The 11,813-nt window shown below is 67.6% G+C and carries 13 protein-coding genes; 5 read left to right on the top strand and 8 right to left on the bottom strand.

The window, feature by feature from the left end:
- Nucleotides 1-12: 12 nt before the first annotated feature.
- The 3 genes from G6N33_RS02000 to G6N33_RS01990 form a co-directional block, all read right to left on the bottom strand.
- Nucleotides 13-1,083 (bottom strand): PPE family protein, encoded by a 1,071-nt coding sequence (locus G6N33_RS02000; RefSeq protein ID WP_101528217.1) that lies wholly within the window; start codon nucleotides 1,081-1,083, stop codon nucleotides 13-15.
- Between the two features lie 184 nt (nucleotides 1,084-1,267).
- Nucleotides 1,268-2,512 carry a PE-PPE domain-containing protein gene (locus tag G6N33_RS01995; RefSeq protein ID WP_101528216.1) on the bottom strand — a complete coding sequence of 415 codons (1,245 nt, stop codon included), beginning with the start codon at nucleotides 2,510-2,512 and terminating at the stop codon, nucleotides 1,268-1,270.
- Nucleotides 2,509-3,594: a PPE family protein gene (locus G6N33_RS01990; RefSeq protein WP_044511176.1), complete on the bottom strand. Its 1,086-nt coding sequence runs from the start codon at nucleotides 3,592-3,594 to the stop codon at nucleotides 2,509-2,511. Before G6N33_RS01990 ends, G6N33_RS01995 begins: the two co-directional genes overlap by 4 nt.
- Nucleotides 3,595-4,018: 424 nt before the next feature.
- Here G6N33_RS01990 and pdxS point away from each other — a divergent pair, with 424 nt between their 5' ends.
- Genes pdxS through pdxT form a run of 3 tightly spaced genes read left to right on the top strand, consistent with a single transcriptional unit; the run spans nucleotide 4,019 to nucleotide 6,314 of the window.
- Nucleotides 4,019-4,867 carry a pyridoxal 5'-phosphate synthase lyase subunit PdxS gene (gene pdxS, locus G6N33_RS01985; protein ID WP_231382721.1) on the top strand — a complete coding sequence of 283 codons (849 nt, stop codon included), beginning with the start codon at nucleotides 4,019-4,021 and terminating at the stop codon, nucleotides 4,865-4,867.
- Between the two features lie 8 nt (nucleotides 4,868-4,875).
- Nucleotides 4,876-5,721, top strand: a complete 846-nt coding sequence (gene tesB, locus G6N33_RS01980) for an acyl-CoA thioesterase II (protein ID WP_044511179.1) — start codon at nucleotides 4,876-4,878, stop codon at nucleotides 5,719-5,721.
- Nucleotides 5,718-6,314 (top strand): pyridoxal 5'-phosphate synthase glutaminase subunit PdxT, encoded by a 597-nt coding sequence (gene pdxT, locus G6N33_RS01975; RefSeq protein ID WP_044511181.1) that lies wholly within the window; start codon nucleotides 5,718-5,720, stop codon nucleotides 6,312-6,314. Before tesB ends, pdxT begins: the two co-directional genes overlap by 4 nt.
- Here pdxT and G6N33_RS27020 read toward each other — a convergent pair.
- The gene (locus G6N33_RS27020; protein WP_170310401.1) at nucleotides 6,311-6,460 is read right to left on the bottom strand and encodes a hypothetical protein; all 150 of its coding nucleotides are present in this window, start codon (nucleotides 6,458-6,460) and stop codon (nucleotides 6,311-6,313) included. The genes pdxT and G6N33_RS27020 overlap by 4 nt on opposite strands.
- Before the next feature lie 81 nt (nucleotides 6,461-6,541).
- Between G6N33_RS27020 and G6N33_RS01970 the strand changes: the two genes are divergently transcribed.
- Nucleotides 6,542-7,897, top strand: coding sequence for a cytochrome P450 (locus tag G6N33_RS01970; protein ID WP_044511183.1), 1,356 nt, complete (start codon nucleotides 6,542-6,544; stop codon nucleotides 7,895-7,897).
- A 4-nt stretch (nucleotides 7,898-7,901) separates the two neighbouring features.
- On the opposite strand, the gene G6N33_RS01965 is transcribed toward G6N33_RS01970, so the two are convergent.
- On the bottom strand, nucleotides 7,902-8,129 hold the full coding sequence (locus G6N33_RS01965; RefSeq protein WP_044511185.1) for a hypothetical protein: 228 nt from the start codon (nucleotides 8,127-8,129) through the stop codon (nucleotides 7,902-7,904).
- A gap of 363 nt (nucleotides 8,130-8,492) precedes the next feature.
- On the opposite strand from G6N33_RS01965, the gene G6N33_RS01960 reads away from it, so the two are divergent.
- A complete protein-coding gene (locus tag G6N33_RS01960; RefSeq protein WP_044511187.1) occupies nucleotides 8,493-9,248 on the top strand; it encodes a YebC/PmpR family DNA-binding transcriptional regulator in 756 nt (251 codons plus the stop codon).
- A gap of 18 nt (nucleotides 9,249-9,266) precedes the next feature.
- Here G6N33_RS01960 and G6N33_RS01955 read toward each other — a convergent pair whose 3' ends face one another.
- The 3 genes from G6N33_RS01955 to G6N33_RS01945 are packed head-to-tail and all read right to left on the bottom strand — an operon-like array spanning nucleotide 9,267 to nucleotide 11,813.
- A complete protein-coding gene (locus tag G6N33_RS01955) occupies nucleotides 9,267-10,862 on the bottom strand; it encodes a polyamine aminopropyltransferase (protein WP_044511188.1) in 1,596 nt (531 codons plus the stop codon).
- Between the two features lie 16 nt (nucleotides 10,863-10,878).
- Entirely contained in the window at nucleotides 10,879-11,310 is a 432-nt protein-coding gene (locus G6N33_RS01950; protein WP_044513242.1) for a DUF4247 domain-containing protein, read from the bottom strand.
- The gene (locus G6N33_RS01945) at nucleotides 11,307-11,813 is read right to left on the bottom strand and encodes a DUF2617 family protein (protein ID WP_101528215.1); all 507 of its coding nucleotides are present in this window, start codon (nucleotides 11,811-11,813) and stop codon (nucleotides 11,307-11,309) included. Before G6N33_RS01945 ends, G6N33_RS01950 begins: the two co-directional genes overlap by 4 nt.

Genomic DNA, 11,813 nt, shown 5'->3' with positions numbered 1-11,813 from the left:
CCTACCGCCTCGCTAGCCGGCCGCCGGGCGGGGCCCGAGCGGGCGGTGTGCGGCGATCCCCGGCGTGGCGGCGCCCAGCAACCGGCCGGGCACATGCAGCGACGGCAGCTGGCCGGTGGTGGGCAGGCTCGCCACGACGGGGCGCACCGCGGTGCCGTTCACCGCGGGCGCCGGGGCCGGCGCTGCCGCCCCGTCGGACACCCAGCTCGCGGGCACCGACAGCGCGCCGACCGACCCGGCCCGGCCCATGCTCGCGGTGGTCACGCCGGCCGCGAGCTGCGCGGTGACCGGGGTGGCACCGGTGCTCGGACCGACCGCGGACGCCAGGACCGGATTGATCGTGGGGATGCTGCCGGCACCGCTGAGCAACGGGTTCGCGCCGGACATCAGCTGGCCGGTCAGGCTGGTCAGGGGCTGCATGGCGAACTGGGCCGGCGTCGCGGCCAGCTGCAGTTGCGACATCGGGTTCAGCAGCTGCTGGGTCAGTGAATTGATCAACCCGTCGAGCAGCTCCTGCAGGAAGGAGGTGTAGACGGGGGTGGGCAGCTTGGTCAGCGTCAACGGCGGCGGGCTGAACGGTGTCCATCCCGCCTGCGCCGCCGTGACCGCCCCGTCGTAGCCGGTCATGGCCGCCACGTCTTGGGCCCACATCTCGGCGTAGTCCGCTTCGGTCGCGGCGATCGCCGCGGTGTTCTGCCCCAGGATGTTCGTCGCGATCAGCGCCATCAATAGCGCACGGTTGGCCGCCACCACCTCCGGTGGCACCGTCGCGCTGAACGCCACCTCGAAGGCGCCCGCTGACAACCGGGCCTGGTTGGCCACCACCTCGGCCTTTGCCGACGTCGCGGTCAGCCATTGCACGTAGGGCGACGCCGCCGTGGCCATCGTCAGCGACGCCGGCCCCTGCCAGACCCCGCCGGTCAATGTGGAGACCGTCGATTGAAACGAACTCGCCGCCGATCCCAATTGGGCGGCCAATCCGTCCCAGGCCGCTGCCGCCGCCCACATCGTCGCTGAGCGTGGGCCGGCATACATGCGCGCCGAATTGATTTCCGGCGGCAGTAGCGCGAAGTCCGGCAACATACGAGACCTCTTCTCGGCCAACCGTCACGGCCGGTGTGACCAGGGGCGTCACCCATTGATTCGCACCAGCTGCCACGGCCTGCGCAAATAGCTGTCGCAATATGTAGCACACTGTGGCCGCCGCCGCACCCACCTGTTGGATGGACGTCGAACATCCGTCGAAAACTGCGGGAAACCTGGGTCGTTAGCCGGCGAGCGAGAACCCGCTCGCCACACCCGTCGAGACCAGCGGCGGCAATCCAGGGGGTCCCGGTGCCGGGAATACCTGTGCCGGGAATCCGGCCGTCAACGGATACGTGATCCCTGCTGCGCTGCCCTGGCCGATGGCTCCGGTGACGTTGACCGGACTGGGGAGCAACCCGACGTGGCCCAGGTCGACGATCGGCTGGAGGAACGGCTGGAGCAAGTCGGCCGCCGGATTTCCCAGGATGGGGACATACATCCGGAGCGGGTCCAGCAGTGGCAATTGCAGGTTCGGGATGAAGTGCATCGTCACGTTGCCGATCTGGCTTTGGACGGCGTTGGCAGCGTCTGCCGCGGCGACATAGGCGGCCATGTGGTGCGCTTTGAGCAAGCTGAACAGCGAGTTCGCGCCAGTCGGAAGCCAGAGCGGGTGCCGCGGAAAGTCAGCGATCACGTCGTATTGCAGCGTGAAAATCGAGGTCGCATATGAGGTCGTTAGCGGCGTGGCAAAGCGAAACTCGCCGAACCCCGGGATCAGGTGCGTCAGCACGCCGCCCATCGGGTTGTTCGGATTGGCCGCCAAGACGAAGTCCAGCAGGTTTGTACTGGGCCGCAGGGCGGCCGGAAGGCCCTCGAGATAGCGCATGTGCATGCTGGCGATGGTTGCGCTCTGCGAATAGCCCATGACGACAACCTTGTTGCCGGCGGCGGTTTGCTCCAGGACCGCGTTGTTCAAGGTTGCGAAACCCTCGGCGACGGATTGGCTGAAGGTCCGGCTGCCCAGGCCGGTCACCGGCCAGAGCTCTTGCGGAGTGTGCAGGCTGACCAGTCGGTAGCCCGGGTACTTCTGCAGAAACGCCCGCTGCACTGAGGTCATGTACTCGACGCTCGGTTTCGGGTTTCCGGTGCCGCCCATGATCAGCGCGACTTTGTCCTGCGTCGACGCCGCCTGCAAGGCGGCGCGGTTGCCGACTTCGGTTTCGGCATAGGCATTCTTCGCGACGATGAGGGTATTCACGAACTGGTCGTGAAACAGTTTGGCCTGCGCGCTAACTCGTTGATACTGCGTGGCCTGTGCGACCAGTCGCGCCGCCGTTCGCGCCGATACCGAATCGGTCGCTGGCGGTTGCACTCCCGACATCGCGGCCGCCGCGGCGGCATTCGTCTCGTGCAGCGCCGAACCGATCGCGCGCAAATCGCCGGCCGCCGTCCCCATCGCCTCGGGGTCGGCGGTGACAAGCGTCATGGCGTGCACCTCGCCGCCAGGTCAAGCCGCGCGGATGACGCCGCCTTGCGCGACGCGGCGACCGCCCCCGAGGCGGCGGCGCCTCCCACTCGCCCCGGCATGTTGATCGAGGGCGCAGCCGGCGTTGTCGCCGCGCTCGCCGAAATCGGGCTCACCGCGGCGCTGGACACCCCGGCCGCCGGGGGAATTGCGGGCGCCTCCGACGTGGCGGTGGCCCAGGTTGCCGGCACGGACAACGGCCCGATCGAGGCCGCCCGTCCCGCACTCGCGGTGATCACGCGGCCAGCGACGTGCGCGGCGCTCCGGGCAGCCGGCTGCGGACCCGTGGCGGACGCCGGCACCGGATCCATCACCGTGCCGGCAGCGCTGGGCAACGAGTTGGCGTCGGACAGGGCCTGGCCGATCAGCGTGTTCATGGGTTCCATCGCGAACTGGGCCGGCGTCGAGAGCGCCTGCAACTGGGTCATCGGGTCCGTCAGTTGGCTCGTCAGGGTCTGCATTACCGATTCGAACAACTGCTCACCGAAGGAAACGAATCTTGCGGCGGGCAGGCTCGTCAGGGTCAGCGGCGGTTCGCTGAACGGTGTTTGTGCGGCGCCGGCCGACGTGGTGCTGACGTCATAGCCCACCATCGCCGCCACGTCCTGGGCCCACATCTCGGCGTACTCCGCTTCGGTCGCCGCAATCGACGCGGTGTTTTGACCCAGGATGTTCGTCGCGATCAGCGTCATCAGCAGGGCACGGTTGGCCGCGACGATTTCCGGGGGCACCGTGGCGGCAAACGCGGTCTCGAATGCGCCGGCCGATAGTCGGGTTTGGGTGGCGACCCGCGCTGCGTTCGCCGACGTCGCAGTTAACCACTGCACATAGGGGCTGGCTGCGGTCGCCATCGCCGTCGACGCAGGGCCCCGCCAGGGCCCACCGGTCAGCGACGACACCGTCGAATGAAAAGAACTCGCCGTGGACCCAAGCTCGGCGGCCACCGTGTCCCAGGCTGCTGCCGCTGCCCACATTGCGCCCGATCGCGGCCCGGCATACATGCGCGCGGAATTTATTTCCGGCGGCAATAGTCCGTAATCCATGGAACCCCCTTTTTCGGTTCTCGTTCTCGGCTAAATGCCCGGCGCCAGACGCCAACGCCCAGCGCCCAACACCAAGCGCACACGGTCGAAGCTGACGAGGGACGCTAACGGGGGCGCTAACGAGGCCAAAGCCCTCCCTGGATATCCGGCAAAGGAACCGCAAGGGCCTGCTGCGGATATCTGCCCGCATTCTTAGCAGGATTTGAGGGCCTTTTCCGATGGGTGTGACACACCTCAAAGGCTCCATAGCAACCTCAAATCACCGTCACATGCCCATAGAAACCTCACAGAAACCGCGGAAAAACTGATTTTGTGCGAACCACTAGAGTGGAGGCTCGACAGTTCGAGGAGAGAAGAGCTAGTGAACAGCGGCGCACAGTCGACCCAGGCCAACCAGACGGGGACGGCCCGCGTCAAGCGCGGCATGGCCGAGATGCTCAAGGGCGGCGTCATCATGGACGTCGTCACCCCGGAGCAGGCCCGCATCGCCGAGGGCGCGGGCGCCGTCGCCGTGATGGCGTTGGAGCGGGTGCCCGCCGACATCCGCGCCCAGGGCGGCGTATCGCGGATGAGCGACCCCGACATGATCGAGGGCATCATCTCGGCGGTGACCATCCCGGTGATGGCCAAGGCGCGGATCGGGCATTTCGTCGAGGCGCAGATTTTGCAGAGCCTCGGCGTCGATTACATCGACGAATCCGAGGTGCTCACACCCGCCGACTACACCCACCACATCGACAAGTGGAAGTTCACCGTGCCGTTCGTGTGCGGGGCGACCAACCTGGGTGAGGCGTTGCGACGCATTAACGAGGGCGCGGCGATGATCCGGTCCAAGGGGGAAGCCGGAACCGGCGACGTTTCCAACGCGACCACCCACATGCGGGCCATCGGTGCCGAAATCCGCCGGCTGGGTTCCCTGTCGGACGACGAATTGTTCGTTGCCGCAAAGGAATTGCAGGCGCCTTACGACCTCGTCGTCGAGGTGGCCCGGGCCGGCAAGCTCCCGGTGACGTTGTTCACGGCCGGCGGCATCGCGACCCCGGCCGACGCGGCGATGATGATGCAGCTAGGGGCCGAGGGTGTGTTTGTCGGCTCCGGGATCTTCAAGTCGGGCGACCCCGCCGCGCGGGCGGCCGCGATCGTCAAGGCCACCACCTTCTACGACGACCCTGACGTGCTGGCCAAGGTTTCCCGCGGCCTGGGTGAGGCGATGGTCGGCATCAACGTCGAGCAGATCGCACAGCCGCATCGCCTGGCCGAGCGCGGCTGGTAAACCGGTCCGTGGCCATCGAAGAGATCCTTGATCTCGAGCAACTCGAGGTCAACATCTACCGCGGTCGGGTGTTCAGCCCGGAGTCGGGATACTTCCAGCGCACGTTCGGCGGCCACGTCGCCGGGCAGTCACTCGTCTCGGCGGTGCGCACCGTCGACCCGCGCTACCAAGTGCACTCGCTACACGGCTACTTCCTGCGGCCCGGTGACGCCAACGAACCCACGGTCTTCATCGTCGAACGCACCCGCGACGGCGGTTCGTTCGCCACCCGCCGCGTCAACGCCATTCAGCACGGCGAGATCATTTTCAGCATGGGCGCGTCGTTCCAGACCGACCAGGAAGGTATTCACCACCAGGATCGGATGCCGTCCGCACCGCCGCCCGACGGCCTGCCGGGGCTGGACTCGATCAAGGTCTTCGACTCGGATACTCAGGCTGGCTTCAAGCAGTTCGAGGAGTGGGACGTGTGCATCGTGCCCCGCGGGCGGCTGGAGTTGTTGCCCGGCAAGGCTTCTCAACAACAGGTGTGGTTCCGCCACCGCGACCCGCTCCCGGACGACCCGGTGCTGCACATCTGCGCGCTGGCCTACATGAGCGACCTCACGTTGCTGGGCTCGGCGCAGGTCAACCACCTCGATGTGCGTCAGCATTTGCAGGTGGCGTCGCTGGACCACGCGATGTGGTTCATGCGGGCGTTCCGGGCCGACGAGTGGCTGCTCTACGACCAGTCCTCGCCGTCCGCCAGCGGCGGACGGTCGCTGTGTCAGGGCAAGATTTTCACCCAGTCCGGCGAGATGGTGGCGGCCGTCATGCAGGAGGGGCTGACCCGCTTCCCGCGGGGATACGGCAAGTGAACCGCCCGCGAATCGGGGTGTTGGCGCTGCAGGGCGACACCCGGGAGCATTTGGCAGCGCTGCGCGAGGCGGGAGCCGAGTCGATGCCGGTGCGCCGGCGTAGCGAGATCGACGCCATCGACGGGCTGGTGATCCCGGGCGGAGAATCCACCACGATGAGCCATCTGCTGCTGGACCTCGATCTGCTCGAGCCGTTGCGGGCACGCCTGGCCGGCGGGCTGCCCGCTTACGGCGCCTGCGCGGGCATGATCATGCTGTCCAGCGAAATTCTCGACGCCGGCGCCAACGGGCGGCAGGCACTGCCGTTGCGTGCCATCGATATGACCGTGCGGCGCAACGCCTTTGGACGTCAAGTCGATTCGTTCGAAGGCGATGTCGAGTTCGCCGGCCTAACCGGCCCGGTGCGTGCGGTGTTCATTCGGGCGCCCTGGGTCGAGCGGGTCGGCGCGGGCGTGCAGGTGCTGGCGACCGCGGCCGGACACGCCGTCGCGGTGCGCCAAGGCCCGATGTTGGCGACGGCCTTCCACCCGGAAGTAACCGGTGATCGCCGTATCCACCAGCTGTTCGTCGACATCGTCGCGGGCCGTAGCTAGCGCGTGCTCTCATCGGCGACGTTGCGGTCGGACTGCCCCAAACCAGGGCCCTGCGGGTCCTCGTGCTGGTGCTCCAATTTCTGCTGCAGCTCCCGCTGCTCCTCGGTCGACTGTGTCGCGTCCTGGGGTTCTTTCGGTTGATTCACACCCTTGAGGTTCTCCGCAATCGGCTGCCCCGAAACAGGGCACGTTCGTTTGATCGGATGGCCGGCGGGTAGCTCCCAGCGGTGACCAGTACAGCACATCGACTGACCGGTATCGCCGCGCTCGCGACACTGACCGATTTGGGCCTTTCGTCCGTCGCCGCAGGCGTTCTGGCCCGGCGGCGTCCCGTGGTGCGCCTCTTGGAGGTCACTCAAGCCGATTCGCGGGCCGCCACCCGGATGCGGCGACTTCGCGCCCAATACGGGCGTGGACCCGTGGAGTTGGTGATACCCGGTCGACGCATCCTCGTCATCCTCGATCCAGAAGACGTCGGCCGGGTGCTCGACCATGCACCGGACCCGTTTCATCCCGCGAACTTGGAGAAGCGCAAGGCGTTGGAGTGGTTTCAGCCGCGTGGCGTGCTGATCAGCCGGGGACCCATTCGCCAGCAGCGCCGCGAGCTGAACGAGGCGGCGCTGGACAGCGGTGCCGAGCTGCACCGCCTGGCCGGTGAGTTCGCCGGCACCATCGCAGCAGAGACCGACGATCTGGTCGCCGCGGCGGCGCAGTCCGGGCGCCTGAACTCCTACGAATTCATGGCCGGGTGGTGGCGCCTGGTGCGGCGCTTGACGTTTGGCGATGCGGCCCGCAACGACGAGCAGATCACCGACGAGTTGCTGGGGCTGCGCAAGGCGGGCAACTGGTCGTTTTTGTCGCTGCCGCACTACCGGCGACGCGCCCAGTTCTTCACACATCTCTACGGGTATGTGGAAAATCCGCAGCCTGGCACGTTGGCTAGTGTGGTGGCGCAGCTGCCCGCGAGCGGGGCCGTCGATCCGGTCGGCCAAATGCCGCATTGGGTTTTCGCATTCGATGCCGCCGGAATGGCGTTGTGCCGCGCGTTGGCGTTGCTGTCGACCCATCCCGAACAACTCGCCCGGGCCCTGGACGACGCCGCCGATCCGGGTGCACCGCAGCTGCGACCGTACTTGCGGGCCAGTGTGCTGGAGTCGGTACGCCTGTGGCCCACGACGCCGACGATCTTGCGCGACACGACCGAGGACACGCAGTGGCGCGGCGGCGCAGACCGGTTCACGGTGGCCGCGGGAGCCGGGGTGATGATCGTGGTTCCGGCGTTTCACCGCGACGATCAGGTGCTGCCGTTCGCGCACACGTTTGCCCCCGAAATCTGGCTGGACGGGACCGCGCAAAATCACCGCCAGCTGGTGCCTTTCAGCGCCGGACCTGCCGAGTGCCCGGGGCGCAATCTCGTCCTGTTCGTGACCAGCACGGTGATGGCCAATCTGCTCGGCCGGCTGCGCCTGACCCTGAGCTCCACCCCCCGGTTATCCCCGGAGCAGCCATTGCCGTTGACCCTTAATCAGCTGACCCTGGAATGGAACGTCAAGCCCGCGACCGCGTTGCCGGTCGGGCCCTAGGTTGCTACTTCGAGGACGCGACTTCGAGTTCCCGCAGGAGATCGTGGCATCGCCGAGCGCGTTCGGAATCCTGTTTCATGACTTCTTCGAAGAACGAGGCGATGTCGTCGCGGCCGGCATTTTTGGCGTCCCGCACGTACTGCCCGTAGTCATGTCCGGCTTTCAGCGAGTGATACTGCACCGAGATGAGGTCAAAGGTGACGTCGTCGAATCCGGTTTCTCCGGTGGCCATGATGTGGTCCTCCTAGCTCGCCATGCGTGTGTTGTTCGGTGCGAGGTACCCACTGGTGATCCGCCGAATCGCCGTGCACGCCGGTCGCTTCGCTCATTGGACACCGCCCGCGGCTCTCGACGCAAAAGCGTTTCACCCCAACGCATCAGGTCATCTGCATTGTCGACCGGACGCGCCGCGCAGGAAGCGACGGGAAGAATGCGCAGGGCTCGGCCTGCTTACCGGACCCGGCGTCAAGCCGCCGTGACCGCTGGTGCAGGTGAGCCTGAAGTGGTGTGGCCGTACGTGCCGCACCCTGCGTCCACGTAGACTCGTCTGGCTGTAGACGAAGAGCGCAACACGAAAGAATGAGGTAGGACGGCGATGAGCGGCCATTCCAAGTGGGCCACCACCAAGCACCAGAAGGCCGTCAAGGACGCACGCCGGGGCAAGGAGTTCGCCCGGCTGATCAAGAACATCGAGGTCGCGGCCCGCACCGGCGGCGGCGACCCGGCCGGCAATCCGACGCTGTACGACGCCATCCAGAAGGCGAAGAAGACGTCGGTGCCCAACGACAACATCGAGCGGGCCCGCAAGCGCGGCGCCGGCGAGGAAGCCGGTGGGGCCGACTACCAGACGATCATGTACGAGGGTTACGGACCCAACGGCGTGGCCGTGCTGATCGAGTGCCTCACCGACAACCGCAACCGCGCGGCCGGCGAGGTCCGGGTGGCGGTCACCCGTAACGGTGGCACCATGGCCGATCCGGGCTCGGTGTCCTACCTGTTCACCCGCAAGGGCGTCGTCACGCTGGAAAAAAACGGCCTGAGCGAAGACGACGTCTTGGCCGCCGTCCTGGACGCCGGCGCCGAGGACGTCAACGACCTAGGGGAGAGCTTCGAGATCATCTCCGAGCCGACCGACCTGGTCGCGGTGCGCACCGCGCTGCAGGACGCCGGCATCGACTACGAGTCCGCTGAGGCCAGCTTCCAACCCTCGGTCAGCGTGCCGGTCGACGTGGACGGTGCCCGAAAGGTGTTCAAGCTCGTCGACGCGCTGGAGGACAGCGACGACGTGCAAAACGTCTGGACCAATGTCGACCTGTCCGACGAGGTCCTGGCCGCCCTAGAAGAAGACTGAGCCCAGGAGTAGGCCGCGTCAGTCGTACCCGTGGTGCATGTCCTCGACAATGCGCGGGTTGTCCAGCGTTGACGGTTCCAGTGGACGCGGCGCAATGTCGTCGGAGAACACCGTCGCGGCCTGCAGGACCCGCGAGTTGAGGTAGCGCAGCGGCGGCGCGTCGGCGGGCATGGAGGGCACCGGCGCGGGCGCCGCCCGACCGGCCGGCGCGGGGCTGGCCAGCACGAAGCCCCAGTCGCCGAATGTGGGCACGTGCACGTGGTAGGGCGTGACGGCGTAGCCCGCGGAACGAATCGTCGACACCGTGCGCCAGAATGCAGTCGGCGTGGAAAACGGACTGCCCGCCTGCACCACGACCAACCCTGCTGGCGAAAGCGCCTGCGCGACAAGGGAATAGAACTCGATCGAATACAGCCGGCCGAGAACCGGGGTGTCCGGGTCAGGCAGGTCGACGATGACGGCGTCGAAACCACCTGACGGGCGCAGCTCCGGGTGGCCGACGCGCAGCCAGCGCATCGCGTCGTCGATCACGACGGCGACCCGCGGGTTGTCCAGCGCCGCGGCATTGGCGTCGCGCAGCGTCGTGCGCGCGACTTCGATCACCGCGGGATCCAGCTCCACCTGGACGATCCTTTCGATCCCGTTCTGCCGCAGCAGTTCTCGTGCCGCCAGACCGTCGCCGCCGCCCAGTACGAGCACCGATCGGGCGCCCCTGCCCAGCGCGGGGTAGACCAGGCTCTCGGTGTAGCGGTATTCGTCGCGGGTGGAGAACTGCAACCCGCCGTCGAGGTACAACCGGGTGTCGTTGCCGCGGCGGGTGACCACGATCTCCTGATAGGCGGTGTGCCGGTAGGCGATGATCGGGTCGGCGTAAAGACGTTGCCGGCTGGTCGTTTCGATGTCGTGCGCGTTCACGAGCAGCACGATCAACAGCCCCAGGGCAGCGGCCAGCGCGGCCAGCGCCGTCGCCAGCTGCGGCAGCGAGATGACGTGCCGCAGCAAAAACGTCGCCACGATGGCGGCCGCCACCAGGTTGATGACGCCGGTGGCCGCCGCGCCGCGGATCATCCCGAGGTGCGGCAGCAGGGCGAACGGCCAGACCAACCCGCCGACCAGCGCGCCCAGGTAGTCGGCCGCGGTGAGGTTGGCCAAGGTGCGGCCGGCGTCGGTCGCCCCCGAGGTGCGACCGCGCTGCAGCAGCGTCATCAGCAGCGGCACCTCGGCGCCGACCAGGCCACCGATCAGCGCCGTACCCACCGCCAGCACCCAGGTCGAACCGACCGCTCCGTCCAGAAACGCATATACGGCGTACAACGCCGCCGCGGACAACCCGCCGACGACGCCCAGCAGCGCCTCGACCGCGACGAAGACGATGCCCGCACGCCCCAGCAGCGGCTTGACCACCAGGGCGCCCATCCCCAGGGCGGCGATGTAGCCCGCGACGATCAGGGAGGTTGCGACGATGCCGCCGCCGTTCAGGCTCGCCGAGAGCGTCAGCAGCGCCAATTCGTAGATGATGCCGCACGCCGCACACGCCGCGACGGCCGCGAGCAGCACGGCCCGCCACCGTGTCGACGGCCGCACCGGGCCGACCGCCTGCTGCCGGGTCGTCACATCGTTGCCTCCCTTGCTATTTGGTTCCGCCCGGACCGCCGGGACTGCCGCCGGATCCGCTGGACGGTGCGCCCGGCGTGAAGCCAGGTCCGAGATAGATGAACGAGCCGTGGTTGTATCCGGCGTTGAGACTTTCGACGCGGATGCTGCACGGGTGAGCGCCGTCGGGGCCGACGATCACGATGTTGTTGCTGTAGCGCAGGTAGTCGTTGCCGCCGGCACTGGCGCGCGCCTCGGGTTCCTGATACTCGGCGAGCGTGTCGGCGATATGGTCGGGCGATCCGCTGCAGAGGTATCGCGTGCCGTTGGCGTCATGGGCGTACTCGTGGTAGTGGCTCGCGATGTAGGACCCGACGTCCTTCTGCAACAAGATGATCCCGAGGATCAGCGATATCACCGAGGCCGCGGCCAGACCGCCGGCAAGCCAGAGCAGTTGCCTGCCCGTCACGGTCGCCACCGGCTGGCCGTGTGGACCACCTCGCCGCCGACGGGATTGCGCGGGTACAGATGCCACGTCTGCCAGCGCCAGCCGGTGCCGTCGGGTGCGGCGGCCAGCACGGTCAGCGCGGCGTCGTCACCGGGGAAGGTGCCGCCGAGCCAACCGATTTCGGTTCGGCAGCGCTCACGCAGCTCGCTTGCCAGCCGGCGAAACGACGTCTCGTCGTGGCTGCCGGTGTGCGAATGCAGGCGGTAGCCCGACGCCTCGGCGTGCTCGGGCAGCGTTGCGGCGTCGCTGCCCGCGGCGCAGGAAACCTGCTCGGAAAAGCTGCTGGCCGCATGCTCGATGGTCACCAGATGCGAGGCGCCCAACACGCCGAGGCGCAGCACGCCGCCGCCGGGATGGTGCAGCACATGGCTGGCCAGCAGCGGCGGGGCGGGCGCGTTGAGCGCGAGTCCGAGCTTGCTGCCGGACACGTCGGCCGGGGCCACGGCGAGCTGGTAGAGCGGCAC

Origin of the sequence: Mycobacterium simiae (genome assembly GCF_010727605.1) — a bacterium.
Classification (GTDB): Bacteria; Actinomycetota; Actinomycetes; order Mycobacteriales; family Mycobacteriaceae; genus Mycobacterium; species Mycobacterium simiae.
Note: the sequence above shows the minus strand (reverse complement) of the source record. Positions and strands in the feature narration are given on the sequence as shown.